Here is a 24,219-nt window from a genome sequence, read left to right as displayed (position 1 = left end):
TCTGTATTTTTAAAATGTAATCAGTATTCACATTACTGATAACAGTTCTTGGCAAATTTTAAAATTCATGCTCGTGCCTGTGCGCCAGAAGTCTGTCACCTGACTTCTGGCGCACTTGCGATTGATCCCAGAAAGGAAGCTTTCTTATGTTAACGCCTGATAGCTTAAATCCATGGTTAGATGATCCACATTTGCGTGCAGCCGTCACAACGCAGGCAACGGTGACATCAACTAACACGGTTTTAAAACAAACCGTCCAAAATGGTGCTACGTTACCGCAAATTCTGATTGCCGGTGAACAAACTGCCGGTGTGGGTCGACACGGCAAACACTTTGCCAGTCCGGCCGATGCCGGTCTCTATCTGAGTTACGCCTTCCACCCGCAAATCAGCCGTGCCTTAATCACGCCGGCTGCAGGTGTCGCTTTGCAGCAAGCGATTGAAACCCAATTTGGTATTGTCACCGCGATCAAATGGGTCAATGATTTGCAAAAAAACGGCAAAAAGGTTGCCGGTATTTTGGCAGAAGCATTGCTCGAACAAAATGCCGTGGTGCTGGGCGTCGGCGTTGATATTTTTCCGACCCTGACAGCGCCGTTACCGACCGATCAGCCAATCACTACCCTTCTTACTGAAAAGCCCGGTAGCGATCCGCGTCCGGAGCTTGCCGGCCGTTTCTTGACGAATCTCATGCGGTTGTTTGCGAATCCTGACACCATTATGCCGATTTATCGGAAAAAGGCTGCCTGGATCGGTCGGCAAATCACGGTTAGCGGTACACAAAACCCGCTGACCGGAATCATCAGCGGGTTCGATGATAATGGTGCCTTACTGTTAAAAACGGCCCAAGGAACAATGGTCGTTACAACTGGCACCATTCGCTTAGCCGATTAAGCCACACATCGTCTAGTTGGCGAGCAGTAACTTCGTCAAATCACTGAATTCATTCAGCTGATAAGTTGGCGTTATCTGCTCGCGATTAGGTTGAAAATGCGGATTGAACCAGATTGAATCAATCTTGCCGTTGATGCCGCCTTGAATGTCCGAGGTCAATGAATCACCCATAATCAGCGTCTCGCGCCGATTGAATCGGGGAATGCGTTTGGCAACATAATCAAAAAACGCCACGGTCGGCTTCGGGCTCCCGACACTATCGGAAACAAAGATGTCTTCAAAATAATCAATTAAACCGCTGGTTGCCAGACGCTCACGTTGGACCGGCTCAATGCCATTGCTGACGATAAACAGCCGATAGTCTTTTAAGGCATCCAGAGTTTCCGTCACCCGCGGCAGCAAAATCGCTTCCTGATCCAAAAAATGATGATACGTCCGTTCAGCTAAATGCGGATCGGCGTTCAAATGGTGATGGCGAAACAGCTTGGCAAATCGCACGTCAAACAGTTCCGGCCGCGTAATCCGGCCTGCTTCGTAATCACGCCACAGATCAGCATTGATTTTCAAATAACTCGCCTCAATCCGCGGCGTATATGGTAATTTAAGCCTGGCAAACATCTTAGCCAGGCTTTTTAGTTCCCCTGCTTTAAAATCCAACAAAGTGTCGTCTACATCAAACAAAATAACTCGATACATGTTTAACCCCTGTTCTCGCACGCTTATTTATATAGTTATCAGTCTTGCACAACACAACGCGGGTCGCAAGTGAAGCCGCTTGAACTTATGAATGGTGAGGACAAACAGACAAGTTGGTTTTGAAGTGCGTTCTCGCAAACAGAAACTGGTGCTTTCCACAAACGCGCTCACTGGCGCAGAAGTCTGCGTATAAGGACCTTGGTCGCGATGGCCTAAGCCCGGGCCATCACGCCCAAGGCCACTTATACTCCGACTTCTAACCGCGCCAGTTCGCGCTCTGCCAACAGTATTAGAATCCGCTTTATTTTTACGGTATACTAAGGAGTATTAGACCAAAATTTAAGGTGGGACAAGCACTTGAAAAAGTTCGTCGATCGGGTCAAGACGCTTGGGACTCGATTTCGCCGCTGGTTCACGGCATTCGTGACGCGGCGTCCTGATTCCAAAGCTGATTCCAAACATTTAACGGGTAAAACTGCCGTTGTTTTTTACGGTAATGTCACGCTTCAAAGTATGAAAAGTATTGTCTATTACTTATTAGGCGTTTTAGGCATTGCGGCTGTTTTCGGGCTCGGCTTATTTGGCGGCTATTTTGTGTCGATTATCGATGCAACGCCGATTCCGACCGAAGCAGCGATGAAGGCAACGCTATCCAACACCAGCCGTACTTCCAGTATGTATTTTGCACATAACGTCAAGCTCAGTGACGTCAAAAGCGACTTGTATTCCACAAAAGTCAGCCTTAACGATATGTCGCCATGGCTGACCAAGGCGATCATTGCCACTGAAGACGAGGACTTTTATCGTCATGACGGGGTTGTGCCCAAGGCGGTGATTCGGGCTTTCTTTTCCGATTTAACCGGCATGGGTAACCAAACTGGCGGCTCGACTTTGACGCAGCAGGTTGTCAAAATGATGTTTTTGAACTCAGAGACAACCTTCAAACGTAAAGCTGCGGAGATCATGTTGGCGCGGCGCCTAAACAACCACTTCAGCAAGAACGAAATCCTGGAAACTTATCTGAATGTCGCCACGCTGGGTCGGAACAACAAGGGGCAAAACATTGCCGGCGTCGAAGCGGCTGCGCAAGGACTTTTTGGCGTCTCTGCCAGTCAGGTGAACCTGCCGGAAGCCGCCTTTATTGCTGGCTTGCCGCAGAGTCCGTTTGTTTACACGCCGTATACTGCCAACGGTCAACTAAAAGCCAGCCTTAAATCCGGCATTAATCGGCAACAGACCGTGCTGTTTCGGATGTATCGAGCTGGCGTCATCAGTCACAAGCAGTATGTTGCAGCCAAATCATTCGATCTAAAAGGCGCGTTCCTCAAGCCGGAAAATGCCGAACAGGATGACAATGAGTATGGGTATGTCTACAACATGGTGCTCAGTGAAGCTAAATCATTATTAGCTGAGAAATTAGCCCAAAATGATGGTCACTCTGCTGCCGACCTTGCCAAAGACAATGCCTTGAACAACGATTATTTAAGGCAGGCAGGCGACCTTTTTGCTTCGAAAAACTACCAAATCAAAAGTACCATCAACAAAGACGTGTACGACCGGATGCAATTTGTGATGCGGGCCACGCGAAAGACATTCGGTCAAACTTACACCAGCACTCAGATCAATCCTAAAACCGGCGAAACCGAAACCGTTAAACATCCAGTGCAAAACGGCTCGGTTGTGTTGGACAACCAAACCGGTGCCGTTCTCGGATTTGTCGGCGGGGTCTCTGGTGAACTCAATCACATTTACACCTTACGTTCTCCCGGCTCCACGATTAAGCCGCTTTTGGTGTATGCACCAGCGATCGATCAAAAAGTCATCGGTTCGCAGACGGCTTTGGCTGACTTCAAAACCAACCTTGGCAACAATTACAGTGTGACCGATTACGGCGACCAGATTCAAAATCGGTTCATCCCTGCCACCGAAGCGCTTGCCCAATCCTACAACATTCCGGCAGTTAATCTGTATAAACACATCAAGCCGAACGTCAATGTCAAAAGCTACATGGAAAAAATGGGCATCAATACCCTCACTGACAATGATTACAGCCAGCTCGGTCTAGCCTTGGGCGGTACCGATTATGGCGTCGACGTCAAGGAACAAGCCAGCGCTTTTTCCACTTTTGCCAATCAAGGCGAACACGTACCAGCTTATGTCATCTCTGAAATCGTCGATCCTTCAGGCCATGCCGTCTACCGCCATCAGGTTAAAAAGACCAAGGTTTTCTCCAAAGGTACGAACTACATCATGAATCAAATGTTGAAAAACGTGGTTGAATCAGGGACTGCCGAGAGCCTGAACTATCAGCTGCGCTTCAATACGGACAACCTGATCGGGAAAACCGGTACCAGCAACGATTTCCGCGATATTTGGTTTATCGGTTCAACGCCGGGTGTCACCATTGCCAGTTGGATGGGCTATGACAACAGTAACGGCACCAACTACACGCTTGATGAAAACAGTTCAATGACCAACGAAGCTTATTGGTCGAAGTTGGCAAATGCGGTTTATCACACCATCCCTAAGCAATTTAAAGTTGACAAAAAATTAGCCCGACCAAGTACCGTCAAGTCCGTCACTGTCGATAAGCAAACCGGGCAACCGGCTGGCACCCTTACTTTTAACGGGCGCACTTATCACACAGGCGAATCAACTGTTACCAGCCTCTACAATGACTGGCAGCCAACTGCGAAAGCTGAATTTGGCATCGGCGGCAGCAAAGACAATTATCAGTTGTTCTATGACCATCTCAACGGTAAAAGCAATGGCTATGGTCAGGTTTCTGACGCTAATGGTCGCTCGACCGAAGCCAAAAAAGAGCATCAGGAAACACCGATCACGCCTGAAACCACGGCACCGGCCACAACTGAAAGCAGCCAAACGCCTAGCGTCACGGTGCCTTCCAGCCAGAAAAACCAGCAAGGAACCTCCGAAAACCAGCCAAGTGAACCGCAAACAACGGGAACTGGCGGGACAAACGGTGCAACTGGCACTGGCGGCGAAACAACCGGCACTGGCACGACAACGACTGGCGGTAACACAACTGGTGGCACAACGACCAATAATCAGCAAACCACACCTGCTACAACTGGCAGCGGTCAGTAAGTTCATGCGTCATCTTGAAGGCCAATCAATCCAGTAACGCAAAAATCGGTTCTAAAGACACACATCATCTGTCTTTAGAACCGATTTTTTATTGCTCACGAGGTGCCAAAGCTGATTTCGCTCAACACCTTTATTTGGTTGAGCCGCGTTTCAAAATATCGAAACCTAACATCACGGTTTTTTCTTCGATCTCTTCTTTGTTCATCATCTTGGTCAGCAACCGCATTGCAACAGCACCAATATCATAAAGCGGCTGATCAATTGATGTCAGTTGCGGCCGGGTCATTTCGGTTAACTTAGTATTGTTGCTGGTAATGATTTCGAAATCATCCGGTACCTTCACACCCTTGTCCAGCGCGCCGTCCAAAATGCCGACTGCCAGTTCATCATCGCCGGCAATGACAGCCGTTGCGCCGACTTTCTGCAGCTTACCAAACAATGCCAACCCTGCTTGATAACTTGGCTCATTTTCAAAGATCAGGCTTTCGTCATAGGCAACGCCAGCTTTTTCAAGTGCCTGTTTATAGCCCTTGAGGCGGAACTGACCGTTAATCGGATGGGTGAGCGAGCCGGTCGCCAATGCCACCCGCTTATTACCGCTCTCCAGTAATTGGTGCGTCGCTTCTTCAACTGCGGCCACGTAGTCAATGTTGACACTGCCAACCTGTTCATCCGGATCAATCGAACCTGCCAGTACAACCGGCGTTTTGCTTCGGGAAAATTCCGCGCGAATCGAATCGGTCAGTTCATGACCCATGAAAATCAACCCGTCAACCTGCTTGGCCAACAAAGTGTTAAGTACGGAAACTTCCTTTTGGTTATTTTCATCCGAGTTCGCCAAAATAATGTTGTATTTGTACATGGTCGCAACATCATCAATCCCACGGGCCAAGCTTGAGAAGAACATGTTGGTAACGTCGGGAATGATAACGCCGACAGTTGTCGTTTTCTTGCTTGCCAGGCCACGGGCTACCGCATTCGGTCGGTAGTCGAGGCGTTCGATAACCTCTAAAACTTTCTTGCGGGTAGCCGGCTTCACATTCGGGTTACCATTAACCACTCGGGACACCGTCGCCATCGATACATTTGCCTCGCGGGCAACATCATAAATTGTTATTGTTTGTTTTTCCACTTTATTTTCTCCTTAGTCGTGAGTATGAAAATCACGAAACATCTATTTACATTCCAAAATAGCAGAATGAGAAAGGCAATGCAAGCGTTTTACTGAATTTTCCATGAAATTTTCACAAACGGGCTTTTCAGAAAGTGTCTCTCAAGGCTCGTGATATACTGGTAAGGAAAGTTGCATTTGGCATCGCGACTAGCACCTTATCTTGCAAGTCATTTTCGATGCCTGAGCACTTGGCACGTCAATATCACGGTGCAGCACAAATATGGTAAAAGATTCGTTTTGCATGATATTTTGTGCTGTGCCCTTTTGAGGAGGACCACGATGAACGAGCATTTAGCAGCATTACAAACCTGGGTTGGCGAAGAAGGCCTCGACCTTGCTTATATCAGTGACCCGGTCAATATCAACTATTACACGGGTTTCTTCCAGGATCCCGAAGAACGGATCACCGCGTTAATCGTCATCCCGGACAAGGATCCGTTCCTGTTCACCCCGCAACTAACCATTGAGGAAGTTAAAAAAGCTGGCTGGCCTTATCAGGTATTTGGCTATCTTGATCACGAAGATCCGTTTGCCGTCATGGCGACCCATATCAAGGACGTGAACCCTAATCCGACCAAGTGGGCTATCGAAAAGGATAACCTCGCTGTTTTCAAATTTGAAGCCATTATGAAGCAATTTCCTGATGCGACTTTTCCGATCGATGCTTCCCGTTTCATTGAAAAGCAACGGTTAATCAAAACACCAGCCGAAATTAAACAAATGGAAATGGCCGGTGCTCAGGCTGACCGCGCGTTCCAAGCCGGCTTTAAGGCGATTAAAGCAGGTGCGACTGAACAGGAAGTCGCGGCCGAGATTGACTATGCGATGATGAAGGAAGGCGTCATGCACATGAGTTTTGGCACCATCGTCCAAGCTGGCGTAGATGCGGCCAATCCGCATGGCGAACCGATGGGAACAAAGCTCGCTCCAAATGAACTGGTCTTGTTTGATCTTGGTACGGACAACCATGGTTACATGTCTGACGCCACGCGCACCGTCGCTTTTGGTCAGGTCACCGGTAAGCCGCGTGAAATTTTTGATATTTGTCTAGAAGCGAACCTGACTGCTATGGATGCCGTTAAGCCGGGATTAAAAGCATCCGAACTCGACAAGATTGCCCGCGACATTATTACCAAAGCGGGTTACGGCGAATATTTTAATCACCGTTTGGGACACGGAATCGGCATGTCCACCCATGAATTCCCATCCATCATGGAAGGCAACGATATGATTCTACAGCCAGGCATGTGCTTCTCGATCGAACCTGGTATTTACGTTCCTGGTGTCGCCGGTGTTCGAATCGAAGACTGTGTCCACGTCACGGAAACCGGCTGCGAACCCTTTACCCACACATCAAAAGAATTCACTGTCATCAATGGTTGATGACGCCGGGTCGCTCGTCGGTAAAAAATGAACAGTGCGCTAAATATCGAAAATGGTCCCAAAGAGGTAACGCTGCCTCCTCGGGACCATTTTTATGTTGTTGACTGCTGATGTTTTTGTCTCTACCAGCGAAATTGACTAGTCTGCTTCCGACTGTTCATATAAGATGCCGGCCTTGCGCAGTGCTTCTTTAATTTTGGCGATATTCCGTTCATTTTTAACGCTAATCGTGTGCAAATGAATGCCACCGGTTAGCTCCGACAGCAGGCGGCCCTGATAACGCGCTAGGCGACTCAAAAACAGCTTCATATCGGCAACGGTGCGAATATTCAGCTGGCCGCGTAACTGACCATATAGCGGATGCTCGACCAAAACATCTTCAATCCATCCGCCGTTGTCGAGGATCAGCTGCAGCTCTTCCTCTGTTTGCTCCGGCGTATGTTTGCAAGGAATCAAAAACTCATGGGCCGCTGGATGTGACAACGTATAACCACGCGGCGTTGCAATGATCGGTTCGCCTTGGGCCCGCAAAAGCGCAATATCACCGACGATGGTCTGCCGACTGACGGTAAACCGCCGCGCAAAACTCGACGCACTGAGCGGTTCGGCAGCAGTACTCAAAGTGGCTTTGATGTGTGCCTGACGTTCGCTATTTAGCATAGTATTCTCCCTCATTCATGATCAAAATGCTTCAAACAAATTCAGCTACGATGCTAAAAGCGACAAACGAAAGGCGCTCACGTCGGGGTGTCTTTCGTTTGTCGCCATTTTTAATATTCAAAATCTTGTGGTTGCTAGTGATGATTAATCGGTTGCTTCAGATTCAGAACTTGCCGGTTTGGCTTCTGATGCCGCTGCACCACTAACCGGCTTTGGTTCGGTCGGCTCAGGTACTTCATCGGTGCGGGTTTCACTACCCTCATCATCGTCCTTGGCTTGGGCAAACGCACTCTTACCATCCAGCACAATGTCATCAAAATCAGCCGAAGTATCCGTATCCGCTGCGGTATTCAATTGATCACGCAATTGCTCAGTCGCAGCGTCATAATTAGCCAACGCTTCTGACCCATCGGCATCATTCCCACGCGCCTTCAAGTCATCGACAAAATCCGTCGCGCTTTGCTTCCAGTCAGCACTAGCCTCTTTGGCGTAATCATAGTAATCAACCGCACGATCGGCTAAATTCGCGGAAGCATGCTTAACCCGTCGCTTTAACTCGTCACTGGTTTGCGGAGTCAATAAATAAGTCGTTGCTAAGGCACTGGCAGCTCCGAATACAAATCCAAGCAAAAAATGTCCTTTTTTAGCCATGATGATTCCCCCTGCTATTCATTATGATGTTTCTTTTTGGTCAACATTGAAAATGCTTTGGCACCCATACGTGTCGCAACCGTCGCCTTGGCCCCGTTCTTAGCACCATGGGCAACGCGTTCGGTCAAATTACGCGTTGACTGATTCAAATCAGAAACGCTTTCACCAAGCTCACCAATTGCGGTAAAGACAGGATCAATCGCCGCCACCTTGCCATTGACATCTTCAAGAAGGGTATTGCTCTTCGCAAGAAGGCCTTCGACTTCCTTCGTCAAAATGCCAAGCTCCCCGTTGACCGTGTTCAACGTCTTATTCGTCTCGGCAACCGTTTCCTTAACTTCCTTGGTCACACCCGAAACCCGAATCGCAATGACGGCAATCGCCAAAGCAATAATCAAAAAAGCAACCGCAGCAATGATCCAAGCAATCTCTCCACCTGACATGCAACACCCTCCATTTCAAACCAGTTGGTTACATCAATCATAACATCGAGGGGAGAGTGGTGCAAAAGATTTAAAGAGCGCGAGCAGGCCCGGTTAGAAACCGGAGCATAAGTGGCCTCGAACCTAAATGGCTGGGCTTTGGCCATTTAGGTTCGAGGTCCTTATGTGTAGGTTTCTGGGCCTGCGAGCGCGTTTCGGATCCGGATTGCCTTCCAATTCTTATCCCCTTTGGCCATTGCGACCAAGGTCCTTACACGCAGGCTTCTGCGCCGGGGATCGCGTTTCGGAACCGGATTGCCCCAAATGGCTGGGTTTTGGCCATTTAGGCTTGAGGTCCTTACACGTAGATTTCTGCGACTGCAAACGCGTTTCGGAACCGGATTGCCCTGCAAAATTTATTCCCCCAATACCTAGGCTTTGGCCATTTAGGTTCGAGGTCCTTATGTTTAGGTTTCTGGGCCTGCGAGCGCGTTTTCGGGCCGGATTGCCCCGCAAAGCTTATTCCCCCAATGGCCCGGCTCTGCCCATCGCGAACAAACTCCTTACACCCAAACTCCTGCCCCAGCAAACATATCCGAAACTGAATCGCCTTACCACCCTTTACTCCGTGCCACACACCCTCACCCACCCCTTCTCCCACCAAAAGTTAAAACTTATCCGCATCATGACAAATCCCCAGCAGATCCGCCCCGGTTCTGGTAAAATAAAGCCAACACCAAGAGGAGGTCGTCACGTGACAGGCATGATGTTCACGGCAACGGCCGTAACTGAACAACCCAATGTGTGGTTACGGTATTTTAAAACCATCAACTGGGATAAAATTGCCGGGACCGTAATTGATAAGGTTCTGTCGTTGCTATTCTTTTCGATTTTATTTCTTGCACTTTATCGTTTAGGCCAGTTTGCCATCAATCGAGCTTTTAAAAGCTATCAACGCCGCGCCCATTTATCAGGCACGCGCGTCAAAACCATCCACACCCTTTCGCGAAATCTATTTTTCTATTTTGTGCTCTTCTTCTATTTTTACGCGATCCTATCAACGTTGGGCGTTCCGGTGGGGACACTGCTTGCTGGTGCGGGCGTGGCCGGCTTGGCAATCGGCTTTGGTGCTCAAGGCTTCGTCAATGACGTTGTGACTGGTTTCTTTATTCTACTGGAGGCGCAGTTTGACGTTGGTGATGTTGTCCAATTAGGCAAGATTTCCGGAACGGTCACGAGCCTTGGCTTACGCACCACAGTGGTTAAAAGTTATGACGGTACCGTCAACTTTATTCCTAATCGCAACATTACGATCGTCAGCAACCTTTCCCGCAGCAATATGCAGGTACTCATTAAGTTGCCACTTGAGCCGACTGCTGATCTCGATTTGGTCCGCAAAACTATTGAACGCGTCAATCACGAATTAGTTCCAAAATTCACGACCATCACTGAGGGTCCGGATATTCTGGGTCTGACAGAGGAAAAAAATGGCACGTTTACCTACCAAGTTCTTTTTTACGCTGAAAACGGTGAGCAGCTCAGTTTACAGCGAACATTTCTCGCTGCTTACATTGCTGCATTAAACTCCGCCGGCATTCATGTGATCACGCCGCCGATCAATTTACAGTCTGGCTCATAAAGAGTTTGGCGTTTTACCAATATTCACACCAAAATCCATTTATAAGGAGATGCTATGCTCAACTTCATCAAAGGTGCCATCATCGGCATTGCGCTTGTCATTCCCGGTCTTTCCGGCAGTATTTTTGCCGTCGTCGTCGGGTTGTATGACCGCCTCTTACAAGCAGTGAATCACTTCCGCGCCAATCCCAAGAAAAATTTGCGTTTCTTGGCACCGATTGGCTTAGGAGCCGTCGTTGGTATCTTGGTTTCCACTAAAGCCGTCCTAGTCGTCACTACGCATTGGCCGCTACCTAGTTATGGTTTCTTTATCGGGTTAGTACTTGGCATCGGCCCGTTTATTTATCGCAAATTGGTGCTCAAACCCTTCACTTGGTGGTACCTCTTACTAGTGGCTGGAGGATTTGCGGGTATTTACGGACTAGCCAAGATTGGCGGGACCCAGCCGGAGAACCTCATTGCCATTCAGCGCCTGAGCAGTGTTAGTGACGCCGGTGTGATGGCTTTTGCCGGCATCTTTGCGGTATCGTTAATGGCCATCCCCGGTATTTCCGGCTCCGTCATGCTGATGGTCATTGATCAATACGGAACCGTCTACAATGCCGTCAGCCAGTTAGGCGATGCAGCCCGGGCATTCGCTTCCGGTAACTGGTCGGCATTTAACGCAGCGATGGGCTCGGTGGCGTTGCTGCTGCCCTTCATGCTTGGCGCCATTGCCGGTCTGATTGCGGTGGCCAAATTGATGGCGTATTTGCTCGAGCATTTCGAAACCCAGGTTTATTATGCTGTATGCGGTATTGTTGCCGCAGCAGTGGTCATTCTGCTCGAAACTGGCATCGCGCCTTATTGGCCGGCGTCTGGTATAGTCATTCCGGCACTTTTGGTTGTGGTTAGCCTCATCATCGGCGTTTTAGCGACCATTTTCCTAGATAAACCGGAATCCAACGCAGACGCTAACTAATGTGGCCAATAAAAAACCAGCATACAGGTTTGTCCGTATGTCGGTTTTTAAGGGGTTAAGATTCTTTTTCAACGACTGACGCTAAAGGTTCCAACTGGAAATGCTTGTCGATATTGTGACCAATATTGTTGATGCCTTTCATCACCTCACGCCGGGTCACAATACCAGTGAAGTATCCATCCTGAACGACCGGAATGAACGGGTTGTCGACAAGCAAATGTAAAACGTTCTCCAAGTCATAGGGGTCACTAATTGTCGCCACATCAGTCTCCATGACATCTTTGACGGTCATGGTATCTAGTGACTGAAAACTGATATGGTCCAGACCCAGCATCGTTTCGGTAATCATCGGCAGTGAAATGAGCCCTTTAAACTTCGAGTCGTGATCCAAAACCGGAATTTTCGCATAGCGTACCTTGGTAAGAACAAGAAACGCATGACTTAATGGGTTATCTTCGGAGACCGTCGCAACCATATCTGCAGAAATCATAAAGTGATGACGATTTTCAATCAGCATATTGGCAATGGCTTGATTTAACATTTGGGTAGCTCCTTTTTAACATTCTTGGTTTAAGTACATCGATCAAAAAGTTAGATTAGTTAACTTCATTGGTTCAGTTTACCGCTTATCCATGCCGGTGCCATCCGTCAAAAGGCGGAAACACCATATGGTTATTTTACCATGAATGACATCAAGGAATTTCTATCGCCGTTATTCATAAGAAATACGACAACTTTTTAGTGAGCGTGAGCCAGCCCGCTTAGAAGCCGGAGTGTAAGTGGCCTCGGGCGTAATGGCCGGGCTTTGGCCATTGCGATCGAGGTCCTTACACGCAGGCTTCTGGGCTGGCGAACGCGTTATGGGTGAGCGTGAGCAGGAGCGCTTAGAAATCGGAGTGTAAGTGGCCTTGGGCGTGATGGCGCTCTTTGCCATTGCGACCGAGGTCCTTACACGCAGATTTCTGCGACTGCGAACGCGTTATGGTGGAGCGTGAGCCAGCCCGGTTAGAAGCCGGAAGAACACGTTATCGAAGCAACAAAGCAAATCAAAGTAAGCACCATGCACATGCTAGCAATGAACGAATCATTTGGAGGGGTAAAAATGACATATGATCTAGGCGTGCGTTTGGCCGCCGAATTTATTGGCACTGCCATTATGGTTTTGTTAGGAAATGGCTCCGTTGCCAACGTCGATTTGAAGGGTACCAAAGGAAATGGCTCAGACTGGCTGCTGATTGCGGTCGGCTACGGTGCCGGAGTCATGATTCCTGCCATGATGTTTGGCGCCATTTCCGGTAACCACATCAATCCTGCATTTACGTTAGGTTTAGCTGCCTCTGGCATGTTCCCGTGGTCAGAAGTGTTGCCGTATATTGTGGTCCAGATGGCCGGTGCCATGGTCGGACAGCTGTTTGTCGTTGCAGCTTACAAACCGCATTATGATCTCACGACCAATACCCAACACATTCTTGGGACATTTAGTACGATCAGTGCGACGAAGAGCAAACTAAACGGTTTCGTCAACGAATTTATCGGTTCGTATATTCTTTTCATCGGCGCCCTTGGTATTACCAAAGCACCGTTCTTCCAAGACAATCTTGGAACGGCACACATGGGCTTAGGCTTCCTTGTGGCGACATTAGTGGCATCACTGGGTGGCCCAACCGGACCGGCATTAAACCCGGCCCGTGATCTCGGCCCGCGAATTCTGCACGCGCTTTTGCCATTAAAACACAAAGGCAGTTCCGACTGGGGATACGCCTGGGTGCCTGTGATCGCGCCAATCGTTGCAGCCATTCTCGCGGTCTTCACTTACAAACAGCTCTTCATGTAACAACGGTTTGATTCTCATAAAAAATCGGCTCTAGCAATTGCCGCTAGAACCGATTTTTAATTATCTCAAACATGCCAATCATGCCTGCAAAAAGTCGCGGCTTAATGGCGCAACGATGCTGCCGTCCCGCTTCAAAAAGTCAACGTGCACTTTGTCCTCTGTCCAGGAAACTGTGGCGTAAGTACCGCCTAAATTGGCAAACTGACCGCGGGGCTGACTAATTGAACCTGGATTCAAAATCACCATACCGGCGCGCTCTTCCACGCCAAGTTGATGCGTATGCCCGAAAATAACCAGCTGAGCATGGGCAGCTTCGCCAGCAGCCATGAGCTTGTCCAACCCAAAGTTCACGCCAAATCGATGACCATGCGTCATGAAAATCGTGATACCTTTAACCGTCGTTGTCACACTCATGGGAAAATTAGGATCAAAGTCCATGTTCCCTTCAACTGCATGATACGTTTGAAAAAGCGAATCATCGGCAGGTAACTCCGAGTCACCAGCATAGAAATAACCGTCCAGATCCGGCTGCTGTTTCAAGATTGTCGCAAGAATTTCACGATCGCCGTGCGTGTCGCTTACTGCCAGAATTTTCATATCTCTTCCTCCAACCATGCCTGCCAGACTTTCTCCAGTGATCGCATGGCATTGCCCCGATGACTGATCTGATTTTTTTCTTTGGCAGTCAGTTCTGCCAACGTTTTGCCTAGTGATGGCACCAAGAAAAATGGATCGTAGCCAAAGCCGTCAGTTCCGCGCGGGATGGCCGTGATTTGTCCAGAAAGATCACCATGAACCACCAGATCGGCTTCCGGATGATCCGGTTTTGCCAGCACCAAGGTTGTATGGAACGTGGCGGTTCGCGCATCGTCAGGAACATCAGCTAAGTTCGCCAAAAGTTTGGCATTGTTTGCCGCATCGTTATGCCCATTACCGGCATAACGAGCTGAACGTATGCTCGGTTGACCATCAAGCGCATCGACCATCAAGCCAGAATCATCGGCAATCACCGGTAACTGGAGATCTTTGGCGTACTGGTCGGCTTTTTGCCGCGCATTTTCTTCAAAAGTCGTGCCAGTCTCGTCGACAGTCGGGACGCTGGGAAAATCAGCCAGACTTTTAACCGTGACGCCAGCGGGCTCAAACATCGCCTTAAATTCTTTTACTTTACCGGGATTTTTGCTGGCGACCACGATGGTTTTACCATTCGGCATGCCTGCCATGTCGACAAAGTGGGTCGGCTCTGATTCAATGTTAACATGCTGGGCATGCATGGGCGCTTTCAGCTCGAGCCAGGACTCGCCCAGTTCATCAAACATGGAAGGGGCTCCTGTCGTATAATAAGCGTGCGTCGGCGTTTCATGGCTGTCATTGGCCAAATCAAAATAGTCCAGCAGCATCGAAACATCATTAACGGTTTCTGCACCTGAGTCAATTAAGGTGACGCCGCTACCCATCACGTTTTGAATAATCGGCCGTAAAATCGGGTAATGCGTGCACCCGAGCACCAACGTATCAATGTCCGTGTGCAAAAGCGGCTGCAAAGTATCCGCCACCACCCGCTTGGCGATTGGCGAATGCGCCTCGTTACTTTCGACCAATGACACGAACTTGGGTGCCGCTAGACTGGTTAAGCGAATGTCAGGCGCCTTCGTCCGCAAAGCCTGGGTATAGGCACCACTTTTAACCGTCCCTTCTGTCGCGATAATGCCGATATGGCCGGTGCGCGTTGCTTTTAAGGCCGCACGACTGCCTGGCTTGATGACCCCGATGACCGGAATCGATAATTTGGCTTTAATCAAAGGTAACGCCGCCGCTGTTGCTGTATTGCACGCAATGACCAGCATTTTAATGTGCTTGGTGAGTAAAAAGTTGACCATCTGCCAGGTAAACGCTTGAACCTGTTCAGCCGGGCGCGGTCCATATGGCAAACGCGCCTGGTCGCCCAGATAAACCGTGTTTTCGGCTGGTAGCTGATGCAAGGCTTCTTTCACAACGGTCAAGCCGCCGACACCTGAGTCAATAAATCCGATTGGTTGCTTGTTCATTATGAGGTTCTCCTTTGAAACTTCTATATTAAGATAAAGCCGTTGGTTAACGATCGCTGTCACGTTAGCGTTGCACTGTACCGAGGCAACGTGACATACAACTGAAAAATCCCGACGGCACCTGATCCTTATCCGCTGCGACTAGCGTTAACGGCATGATTCAAGCGCCTATTCATCTTCTCAAACCATTTGCCAGCTCACTGTCGCGATAAAACTCTGAAACTTCATTGTGAGTTTAATTCTTAAAAAAAGCAAGCGTTCAGAAAAGCATGTTTTTAAACCCGTTTTTCGGCTATACTAGACGAATAGAAACAGGAGGCACAACATGGCAAAATCTGATTATACCACCCTGCTGAACCTTCCCGGCTCGGTCTCATTCTTTGCAGTAACGGCAATGCGCGATTTGATGCTGCCGAACATGCTTGGTGAAGAACAGCACCATATCCTATATTGGTCAGGACGCGATTTGGCAACCAAATTACCGGTCGATGAAACCGCCTTGCCGCAACTCTTTACCCAGGTTGGTTTCGGTACATTAACGCCGCTCAAACAAAAGCGCCAGGAGCGCCAATATTTGCTGGCTGGAGACGTCGTGGCAACCCGTATTCGTACATACGATGACCCAGACTTTCAACTTGAAGCCGGGTTTTTAGCCCAATCATTGCAACAGGTCTTGGGCTTTGCCGTTGAAGGCGGCAGTGCGATTCAACGGCGTGACCAAAACGTTGTCCTAACCGTTGTCATGGACAATCAAGATTCGCAACCTACTGCCGATCATCTCATTGATCTGGCGCCCGATGATCAGTAACTCCCCTTCAGGTCGACCATCAACTTAAGGATGACCGAACAACTTGAATTAGACGCAATCATGCAAAAGCGGCCCCGAAGACGCCATTCGTCTTCGGGGCCGCTTTTTGTCAGGCACGAATATTAACTATCACTATTTTCAGAACCTCAGTCTAGGCCATTGGCTGACCGCTGTTGCCAACTCTTCGTGTAAAACTGGTCGTTAAGTTTGTAATGAACTCCAGTTGCCTTATTCGTTTTAAGGAACGGCCGAACTGTCTGGTCCATTTTAAGCCAGCCGCGCCAGCCAATATGAATCGTATCTTCCATGAAGTACGGTTGCGCACCATCTTGGCTTAAGTCCAGGACATGATTAAAGCCTTGTGTTTTCAGCTGATAATTCAACTTCGTCACGGTATCTTGGATCATGTTCATATCCAAGCCGGTATACGCTGCCCACTTGGCATTGATTGGCGGAATGACAAACAATACTTCCATATGCTTCTTCGCAAATGTATTCAATACCAGTTGCAGATCTGAATACTCCGGCGATTTTACGTAACTCCAGTGTGCCTGTGACCCCTCCAGCTTAGGCAAATTCTTTTTGACTCTTTTCGAATAAAAGTCATTCTTGAGCCCGAAAGGATTGTTCGTTGTTTCCTTCATGCCTATCTGTGTCGCCACGCCGTCTAAGTCATCAGCATCATACTTGGCAGGCAGCTGTTTAGCCGCTTTGTCCAACTTCGGCTGATTATTATTTAAAAACAACTGCGAGAACAAAGCATCCTGATGATCAGCCATCGGACTTTTAACTTGCTTCAAATACCAATACTGGGCATCCGACAGCTTCTGTCCGGCAGCGATGTTCTTCAACGCACCATTGGACATCCGATCCGAGTTAGTCGAAGGAAATTGTAATAGTCGGCGCGCTGCATAGCGATCTGCTTCTGAATTCGGATTCGCATGCAGCAGGAAAGTTGTCAGTTGCGCCGGTGAAAAGAAGAAGTCAAACTGCGCCTTGCGCACACCGCCAGGAACAAACCATTGCGGCGACAGCACCATGACAGCCTTTTTCCCATTCACATGCGTCAACGCGTTGACCGACAGGAAATGTGTCAGCGATTGAGTACCGGCCATCCCCATCAAAAACGGACGATAGCTGCGATGATACTTTTGCGCCAATACGGAAGGGTGCAAAGCATCCATCCGCGACAATTCGGATGACCCAATGAACGGGACATAGTTCTCGGCCATGGCTTCATTTTTAATATTTTCGCCTTTAAGCACGTTGGCCGACATTGAACTGGCTGCCTGCCTGATCGTCGCTTGGCTGCTGCTGCCAAACTTAAATGGCACGAGCATCAAGGCGGCGACCAGGATCACAGCGATCAGCAGCGGGCCAAGTCCGCGCCAAAGGATCTTCCCGATCGGTTTTTTCATTGTGCTTGTTCGACCTTTGCAATGATTTTATTAGGGGTATCCCATTCCTTACGATCAAATTCCGAAACCGGTGCGTTCACACCATACTGGCTTTGCAGTTCCAACAGCAGCTGTACGGTTCCCATTGAATCCAACAGCCCGGTTTCAAACAAGTTCATATCCAAATCCTTTTTCACATCGTCAGAACCGGTTAAATCAGCCAAAATATCCAAAACACCATTTTTAATTGATTCGTCTGCCATTATCAACTACCTCTTTCTTTTCAACTCCAGTCGGTCATTGAACGACCGGCCATTTACCACAACATTTTTAATGGAACCACAGTGTGTCCAAGAACCCGGAAAAAATCAAGAACGAAAGGCAGACTGCATTTGCTGTCATGAAAATAGCAAAGTAATGCGTTGCCTTATTGTGCGGGAAGACGTCTTTGTGCTTCTTCTTAAAGCGCAGCCAAGCATCGGTCAAATTGATGAGCATGGCGTGGAATAACCCGTAAACGATGTAATACCAGTGTTCACCATGCCAAATACCCATGATCAGGAATAACACCAGATAACCGACAAACGCCGTCGAAACGCGTGACTTCAGCCACTTATGTTTCATCACGAAGAACACGAACCGCATGTAAATGTAGTCACGGAACCAGAAGCTCAGACTCATGTGCCAACGATTCCAGAAATCCTTAATGTTATAAGACATCCACGGCTTGTTGAAGTTCATTGGCGTCTCGATGCCCATCAGATACGAAATGGCTACTGCGAACAAACTGTAACCGGCAAAGTCGAAGAACAAATACCCGGAATAAGCGTACATGACGCCGACAACTGGCCAACTGAGTCCCAAGAATGCCCCACCGCGACTTGCCATCGCCATATGCTCGACGGAAGGTAGCCACAGCGTTCCAAAGATGTAACCCAAAATGAACTTGTAAAGGAACCCGAGCATCAAATAATGCATCGCTTTTGTGACTAGCTGGGCATAATGTTCAGGATCAGGGACCCGATCATAATCTTTAACGAAGCGGCGATAACGGTCAATCGGGCCGCTTGAGATCGTTGGGAAGAACAATAGAAATTGGACAAACTTCCACATATTCAGGTCTTTGATCGAGCCATCCCGGATTTCCATGATCGTTCCGACGACACGGAAGGTCAGATAACTAATTCCCAGAAAACCCAGAATCGAGCCGTGATGTTGGAACAACGGGGTAAACTTGACAACCGCTAGCTGGGCAATGCCTAACGCAACACTGAGATAAAACACGGCCGTCGAGTTTTTCGACCCTTCTCGCGTGCGATACTTGAAGTAGGCATATACCAGCAACAGGTTGAAGACAACATATCCCAACAGTGCCTTACCCTGTGGCCACTTGTCAGCGTCAAAAATCAGAACCAGGAACACCAGTGAAAAGATGCTTTCATACCAATGCATCCTGAAGCCCTTAAACATCCCGATGATGACCGGCAGCAAGGCGATGATCAAATAGAGAAAATACTGTGGATTTTCATAAGGTTGTAAATTCAGCATTAATGATTTACCTCTGCAATCAGTGCTTTGCGATCAACCTTGCCATTCGCTGTCAATGGTAATTGATCCCGATAGATAATGCGTTGCGGAATCATATATTCCATCACCATCTTGCCCAGTTCGGCTTTGACCGCCTGCGTTAACTTCATATCACTATCGAAGTCGTTAGGCTTGGCAACCGCAAAGGCGATTAATTGTGCTACTTTATGATCCTTATCGTAGCGCGGCACCGTTGACGCCTGTTTGATATACGAAACCTGATTCAGGTTATGGTCAACATCTTCCAGCTCAATGCGGTACCCGTGCAGTTTGACTTGAAAATCGGTACGACCACGATAAAAGATCATGCCATCTGCCGTCATTGTTGCTAAGTCACCGGACCGATAACCCCGCTTACTGCCAACTTTAAAGAAAGCTTTTGCGGTTTTATCCGGATTATTGAGATAACCCTTAGAAACACTTGGTCCGACAATCATTAACTCGCCTTCCGTATCAGGCGGCACTTGATTGCCTTGCTCATCAACAATGAAAATGTCGGTGTCAGGCTTGGCATATCCAATTGGCAACCGCGGATATTGATCGACAATTTCCTGCGTGATCGCCATACCGGTCACGGCAACCGTTGCTTCTGTCGGACCATAAGTGTTATAGACCGTTGCTTTCGGGAAGCGCGTAATCAGCTCCTGTGCGGTCTTATTGACAAGTTCCTCACCGCAGAATAGAAAATGCGTCAGGTTCGGATAGTTTTCCTGTTTAAAGTTCGGATCCAGCAAGGCAATCTCAACAAATGACGGGGTTGAAACCCATTCATTCAGACCGAGTTTTGGCAGCGTTGCAAATAAGTCTTTGAAGTTGTCAGTCACTTCTTTTGGCAAAGCTTTTAACGTGCCGCCGAGTACCAACGTTGGATATAGATCCATGACACTTAAGTCAAACGAATACGGCGGTTGGGACATCGAAACGACGCCTTCCTGGAGGCCAAAATCGGAGATATTCCAATTAACATAGCTCAACAGATTCTCGTGGCTGATCTGAACGCCTTTTGGTTTGCCGGTTGTGCCGCTCGTGAAAATGATGTAGTAGTTATCGTCTCCGGTGACGGCATGTTGCAAGGAACGAATCGGTTCATGCGTCTTTTCGGCGTCATGGAGTTCCGGTGCCTTAATAATCTGGACGTCTGGAACCGTAATCGGCAGCGGTGCGACTTCAATGACGGCCGGTGCATGGGCAACATCCTGGACCTGCGTGATCCGTTCATTCGGACTGTGCGTATCGATCGGAATGTAGGCATGCCCTGATTTTGAAAGCCCAAGGAAAACCTCAACCATATCAAAGGTTTGTCCGCCATACACAATGATCGGCTGACCATCTGGCAAGGTTTCCGCAAAGAAACCGGCCAAGCGATCACTGCCGTCTTTTAACTGCGCGTATGTGTACTGTTTACCTTCATAATCATAAGCCACGCGCGTTGGATGCTCTGCGGCGACCCGATCAATCGCTGTGATGACATTATCGATCATCTCGGTTTTCCCCCTTTTTAGAACTCGTTATAGATGAATTTACTGTTATTGATGCCACTGTATCCGTATAGATAAACCAGAACCAGCAGAATCACGAAATACGTGACGGTCCAAAAGATGAACCGAAATGTGGGATTTTCCCACACCGCTTTTAATTTTGCGAACATCTTGTCACCCCACGTTCTTAATTACACGTCTATTATAGTTTTACAGAAAACGCCTCGCCAACGAAAAGCGTAACAATCACCTAACAGTTTCGTAATGTGAACCAGACAACTATCTGCCGGGCTTCAACCCAAACAATTGTTTAACATCTCAAAGTTCCTGTTATACCAACGTCGGACGCGTTTATGCGTGTTCAATACAAGTCGTTTCCCAGGCTAAACCACCACGATGAAATAACCCTAATATAGCGATTACATCTGAAAAATCCCACTGATTTTCCTCGGTTTGGATTAAGATTCGTCTTTTTATCATGTTTTTTATATCCACAGTGAACGGTATTTGCTTTAACCCCAAATTTTCAAGTCTTGCCAATCTGGTTATGAAAAAGAAAAGACGCCTAACTTTCGCACAAACCTGCTTGTGTGCTAAAAAGTTACGCGTCTTATTTGACACTTCTAAAAAAGGCTACAGCCTTATTCAGACTGCAGCCTCCGACCAGAATGTTGGTCCTTTTGCTTCAATTAAGCGGTGTACTTGTTTAGTGTTGCATCGAGCTGATCTTTGGTTTGATAGCCAACCAGCTTCTCGACAACCTTGCCATCTTTCTTGATGACAAGCGTCGGGATCGCCATAATGCCAAATGATTTTGGTGTCTCCGGGTTGGCGTCGACATCCATTTTAACAAATTTAACATCATCGCGACTCTCGGCTAATTTTTCAATCACCGGGCTCTGCATGCGACAAGGGCCGCACCAAGTCGCCCAAAAATCGGTTAGGGTGACGCCGGTGTCGGTCTCCGTCTTGTAGTTTGAATCTGTAACTGCTTGAACCATGAACGGATTCCTCCTCTTACTTTTTGTAACTAAATCATAGCACATTCACTGGTAAAATACTACCAGCTACTTGAAATTAACAATCGTTGCCCCGGATCCACCAGCATTCTGCGGGGCAAACCCAAAGCTTTTCACTTGCCGATGACGCTTCAGATATTGGGTCACACCATTGCGAATCGCGCCGGTGCCCAAACCATGAATGATCGTCACGGACGGATAGCCTGCCAACAGTGCTGCATCGATATATTGATCCAGATCGGCCATCGCCTGCTCATAACGTTCACCGCGCAAATCCAACGTGGTGGACGGGCCGCTCATGCCACCGCCACTAACTTTGACCACTGGCCGCTGGACGGAGGCCTGTTTGGTTGGTTTGACTTTTTCCAGTTCTGACGTCGGCACCTTCATTTTCAAAATGCCCATCTGAACCTGCCAATGATCCTTGTCGAATTGTTCTAATAAAGTGCCGGTCTGGTCATAACTGGCGACCTTCACCTCATCGCCGACATGCAAGGCCTGCTTTTCCCGTTCACGCCGAAGCACCCGATTTTTTTGTAGTGGCTCGTCTTGGTGCAGACGCTTCAGAGCGGTTTTGGCCGCAATCAATTGATTTTCTTTGACGGATCCCGGATTGGTCAGCTGCATTTGCCGCAGCTGCTTAATAATTTTATCCGCTTTTACCTGCGCCTTGTCAACCATGGCATTGGCTTTTTCCTTCGCCTGTTGCAGCTGAGCGTCCCGTTCGGTGGTAAATGTCTTATACGCGTCAGCCAATTCGTCGTGAAGCGCTTGGGCATCCGCCAGTTGCCGTTGCGCGGCTGCCCGCGCATTTTCTGCTGCCTTATGTTGCCTTTCCAAATCGCTGATCATATTGTTGAGTTCGTGACTGTCAGAGCTAATCATCGACTTGGCCCGATCGACAATCGGCTGCGGTAGACCTAATCGCATCGAAATATCGAAGGCGTTTGATCGACCGGGAACACCGACCAACAGGCGATAGGTTGGCTGCAGCGTTTTGCTGTCGAACTCCATCGACGCGTTGATGGTTTTGGGGGTGTTGTAGCCGTACAATTTCAGTTCCGGGTAATGCGTCGTGGCCACAACATAGGCACCAATTTCGCCGACCGCATCCAAAATCGCAATCGCCAGCGCCGCACCTTCCTGTGGATCCGTGCCTGCGCCCAATTCATCAAACAGCACCAGACTATTGTGAGAAAGCTGTTTAAGAATGTGCACGATATTATCCATATGGGCCGAAAAAGTGGACAGATTCTGCTCAATCGACTGCTCATCGCCAATGTCGGCAAAAACCTCATCAAAAATGCCGATGCGGCTTTCATCGTCAGCCGGAATAAACAGGCCGGATTGACCCATGAGCTGCAATAAGCCTAACGTTTTTAAGGTGATCGTTTTCCCACCGGTGTTGGGGCCTGTGATCACCATTGCCTGATAATCTGCTCCCAGTGGGATGTCATTACCAACCACCTGATGCCGGTCAATTAACGGATGGCGTGCCTGCCGCAACAGGACATCATTATCGGATGAAACAAGTGGTTCGGTTGCCTTTTGGTCCTTAGCCAACTTGGCTTTAGCGTTAATAAAGTCAAAATGGCCCAAAACCGCCGCATTGGCTTTGATCTGCCCTGTATAGGGTGCCAACTCATTTGATAGCTCAGCCAACACCCGATTGATTTCGGCTGTTTCTGCCATCTGTGCCTCACGCAGACGGTTATTCAACGCGACGATAGCTTGTGGTTCAACAAAAAGGGTTTGCCCCGTGGCACTTTGATCGTGAACGACCCCACCGAATTTGCTGCGATACGCTGCTTTCACCGGGATGACATAGCGATCGTCACGAATCGTTACAATTGGATCACTCAAATATTTTGACTGGGCGCCACGCGTATATTCAGACATTTTGTTACGAATATCGCTTTCAATACGTTTAATTTGCTCACGAATCCCGTGCAGCTCGGGACTGGCTTCATCAGTTAAAGTGCCATCTGGATCAACGGCAGTCTTCAAACGCCGAGATAATTGCGGCAATGCTGTTAGTTCCTCTTGCAACGTATATAACTGCCGAAAGTCAATCTGATCCTGTAAATCAGTCAAAAATTTATCGATGGCACTCACTGTTTGCAACACCCGACTGATGCTGGCCAACTCCTGGCCATTCAAAACGGCCCCGATATCGACGCGCTTTAATGCCGGATCAATATTTTCCAGCTGGGGAACCGGAATGCCGCCTTTGAGCCGCAATGCTGAGGCCCCGTCAGCGGTTTCATCCAGCGCCCGTTGTACGGCCACCGGATCCGTTAACGGCACCATATTCTGGACCAGCTGCCGTCCTTTCGCCGTTACGACTTGACGCAACAGTGCTTGCTGAATCTTGTCGTATTCAAGTGTTTTTAAAATCTTTTTATTCATGTTCTGCTCCTATAACCACGAAGCGCCCAAAGACATCCGTTCTCCGTCCTTGA

Annotated in this window: 22 protein-coding genes; 7 read left to right on the top strand and 15 right to left on the bottom strand. The window is 48.5% G+C overall.

Annotated elements, in window-relative coordinates:
* The first annotated feature begins 146 nt into the window (after positions 1–146).
* Entirely contained in the window at positions 147–893 is a 747-nt protein-coding gene (locus LACSTY_RS03510; protein WP_087911738.1) for a biotin--[acetyl-CoA-carboxylase] ligase, read from the top strand.
* A gap of 12 nt (positions 894–905) precedes the next feature.
* Here LACSTY_RS03510 and LACSTY_RS03505 read toward each other — a convergent pair whose 3' ends face one another.
* Positions 906–1,589 (bottom strand): YjjG family noncanonical pyrimidine nucleotidase, encoded by a 684-nt coding sequence (locus tag LACSTY_RS03505; RefSeq protein ID WP_087911737.1) that lies wholly within the window; start codon positions 1,587–1,589, stop codon positions 906–908.
* A gap of 357 nt (positions 1,590–1,946) precedes the next feature.
* Between LACSTY_RS03505 and LACSTY_RS03500 the strand changes: the two genes are divergently transcribed.
* Positions 1,947–4,697, top strand: coding sequence for a transglycosylase domain-containing protein (locus LACSTY_RS03500; RefSeq protein WP_087911736.1), 2,751 nt, complete (start codon positions 1,947–1,949; stop codon positions 4,695–4,697).
* 130 nt (positions 4,698–4,827) lie between these two features.
* On the opposite strand, the gene ccpA is transcribed toward LACSTY_RS03500, so the two are convergent.
* The gene (gene ccpA / locus LACSTY_RS03495) at positions 4,828–5,829 is read right to left on the bottom strand and encodes a catabolite control protein A (RefSeq protein ID WP_010493797.1); all 1,002 of its coding nucleotides are present in this window, start codon (positions 5,827–5,829) and stop codon (positions 4,828–4,830) included.
* A 321-nt stretch (positions 5,830–6,150) separates the two neighbouring features.
* Between ccpA and LACSTY_RS03490 the strand changes: the two genes are divergently transcribed.
* Positions 6,151–7,254: a M24 family metallopeptidase gene (locus LACSTY_RS03490; RefSeq protein WP_087911735.1), complete on the top strand. Its 1,104-nt coding sequence runs from the start codon at positions 6,151–6,153 to the stop codon at positions 7,252–7,254.
* Between the two features lie 138 nt (positions 7,255–7,392).
* On the opposite strand, the gene LACSTY_RS03485 is transcribed toward LACSTY_RS03490, so the two are convergent.
* The 3 genes from LACSTY_RS03485 to LACSTY_RS03475 form a co-directional block, all read right to left on the bottom strand.
* A complete protein-coding gene (locus LACSTY_RS03485; protein ID WP_087911734.1) occupies positions 7,393–7,914 on the bottom strand; it encodes a transcription repressor NadR in 522 nt (173 codons plus the stop codon).
* Between the two features lie 144 nt (positions 7,915–8,058).
* Positions 8,059–8,565, bottom strand: a complete 507-nt coding sequence (locus LACSTY_RS03480; protein ID WP_010493791.1) for a YtxH domain-containing protein — start codon at positions 8,563–8,565, stop codon at positions 8,059–8,061.
* A 14-nt stretch (positions 8,566–8,579) separates the two neighbouring features.
* Complete coding sequence (locus tag LACSTY_RS03475; RefSeq protein ID WP_087911733.1) at positions 8,580–9,008, bottom strand: DUF948 domain-containing protein; 429 nt, start codon at positions 9,006–9,008, stop codon at positions 8,580–8,582.
* Positions 9,009–9,750: 742 nt separating this feature from the next.
* Here LACSTY_RS03475 and LACSTY_RS03470 point away from each other — a divergent pair.
* Both LACSTY_RS03470 and LACSTY_RS03465 read left to right on the top strand, forming a co-directional pair.
* Complete coding sequence (locus LACSTY_RS03470; RefSeq protein ID WP_087913233.1) at positions 9,751–10,626, top strand: mechanosensitive ion channel family protein; 876 nt, start codon at positions 9,751–9,753, stop codon at positions 10,624–10,626.
* 54 nt (positions 10,627–10,680) lie between these two features.
* Positions 10,681–11,586 (top strand): DUF368 domain-containing protein, encoded by a 906-nt coding sequence (locus LACSTY_RS03465; RefSeq protein WP_087911731.1) that lies wholly within the window; start codon positions 10,681–10,683, stop codon positions 11,584–11,586.
* 55 nt (positions 11,587–11,641) lie between these two features.
* Here the strand turns inward: LACSTY_RS03465 and cbpB are convergent, their stop codons facing one another.
* Positions 11,642–12,127: a cyclic-di-AMP-binding protein CbpB gene (gene cbpB / locus LACSTY_RS03460; protein WP_010493780.1), complete on the bottom strand. Its 486-nt coding sequence runs from the start codon at positions 12,125–12,127 to the stop codon at positions 11,642–11,644.
* 561 nt (positions 12,128–12,688) lie between these two features.
* On the opposite strand from cbpB, the gene LACSTY_RS03455 reads away from it, so the two are divergent.
* Positions 12,689–13,420 (top strand): MIP/aquaporin family protein, encoded by a 732-nt coding sequence (locus LACSTY_RS03455; protein ID WP_010493778.1) that lies wholly within the window; start codon positions 12,689–12,691, stop codon positions 13,418–13,420.
* Positions 13,421–13,498: 78 nt separating this feature from the next.
* Here the strand turns inward: LACSTY_RS03455 and LACSTY_RS03450 are convergent, their stop codons facing one another.
* Positions 13,499–14,017 (bottom strand): metallophosphoesterase, encoded by a 519-nt coding sequence (locus tag LACSTY_RS03450; RefSeq protein WP_087911730.1) that lies wholly within the window; start codon positions 14,015–14,017, stop codon positions 13,499–13,501.
* Positions 14,014–15,468 (bottom strand): glutamate racemase, encoded by a 1,455-nt coding sequence (gene racE / locus LACSTY_RS03445; protein ID WP_087911729.1) that lies wholly within the window; start codon positions 15,466–15,468, stop codon positions 14,014–14,016. The genes LACSTY_RS03450 and racE overlap by 4 nt, the downstream gene beginning before the upstream one ends.
* Positions 15,469–15,793: 325 nt before the next feature.
* On the opposite strand from racE, the gene LACSTY_RS03440 reads away from it, so the two are divergent.
* Positions 15,794–16,276, top strand: coding sequence for a DUF2507 domain-containing protein (locus tag LACSTY_RS03440; RefSeq protein WP_010493769.1), 483 nt, complete (start codon positions 15,794–15,796; stop codon positions 16,274–16,276).
* Positions 16,277–16,422: 146 nt separating this feature from the next.
* Here the strand turns inward: LACSTY_RS03440 and dltD are convergent, their stop codons facing one another.
* The 7 genes from dltD to LACSTY_RS03405 all read right to left on the bottom strand — a co-directional run bounded on the left by dltD (position 16,423) and on the right by LACSTY_RS03405 (position 24,166).
* Positions 16,423–17,694: a D-alanyl-lipoteichoic acid biosynthesis protein DltD gene (gene dltD, locus LACSTY_RS03435; RefSeq protein WP_087911728.1), complete on the bottom strand. Its 1,272-nt coding sequence runs from the start codon at positions 17,692–17,694 to the stop codon at positions 16,423–16,425.
* Positions 17,691–17,936 carry a D-alanine--poly(phosphoribitol) ligase subunit 2 gene (gene dltC, locus LACSTY_RS03430; protein ID WP_010493765.1) on the bottom strand — a complete coding sequence of 82 codons (246 nt, stop codon included), beginning with the start codon at positions 17,934–17,936 and terminating at the stop codon, positions 17,691–17,693. The genes dltD and dltC overlap by 4 nt, the downstream gene beginning before the upstream one ends.
* 67 nt (positions 17,937–18,003) lie before the next feature.
* Positions 18,004–19,221, bottom strand: a complete 1,218-nt coding sequence (gene dltB / locus LACSTY_RS03425; protein ID WP_087911727.1) for a D-alanyl-lipoteichoic acid biosynthesis protein DltB — start codon at positions 19,219–19,221, stop codon at positions 18,004–18,006.
* Complete coding sequence (dltA, locus tag LACSTY_RS03420; RefSeq protein ID WP_049171138.1) at positions 19,221–20,741, bottom strand: D-alanine--poly(phosphoribitol) ligase subunit DltA; 1,521 nt, start codon at positions 20,739–20,741, stop codon at positions 19,221–19,223. Before dltA ends, dltB begins: the two co-directional genes overlap by 1 nt.
* A gap of 17 nt (positions 20,742–20,758) precedes the next feature.
* The gene (locus tag LACSTY_RS03415; protein ID WP_005714493.1) at positions 20,759–20,908 is read right to left on the bottom strand and encodes a teichoic acid D-Ala incorporation-associated protein DltX; all 150 of its coding nucleotides are present in this window, start codon (positions 20,906–20,908) and stop codon (positions 20,759–20,761) included.
* 519 nt (positions 20,909–21,427) lie between these two features.
* Positions 21,428–21,739, bottom strand: a complete 312-nt coding sequence (trxA, locus tag LACSTY_RS03410; protein ID WP_010493758.1) for a thioredoxin — start codon at positions 21,737–21,739, stop codon at positions 21,428–21,430.
* A 66-nt stretch (positions 21,740–21,805) separates the two neighbouring features.
* On the bottom strand, positions 21,806–24,166 hold the full coding sequence (locus LACSTY_RS03405; RefSeq protein ID WP_087911726.1) for an endonuclease MutS2: 2,361 nt from the start codon (positions 24,164–24,166) through the stop codon (positions 21,806–21,808).
* Positions 24,167–24,219: the final 53 nt, after the last annotated feature.

Origin of the sequence: Lacticaseibacillus styriensis (assembly GCF_030770295.1) — a bacterium.
GTDB lineage: Bacteria > Bacillota > Bacilli > Lactobacillales > Lactobacillaceae > Lacticaseibacillus > Lacticaseibacillus casei.
This window is presented reverse-complemented; position numbering and strand designations above follow the sequence as displayed.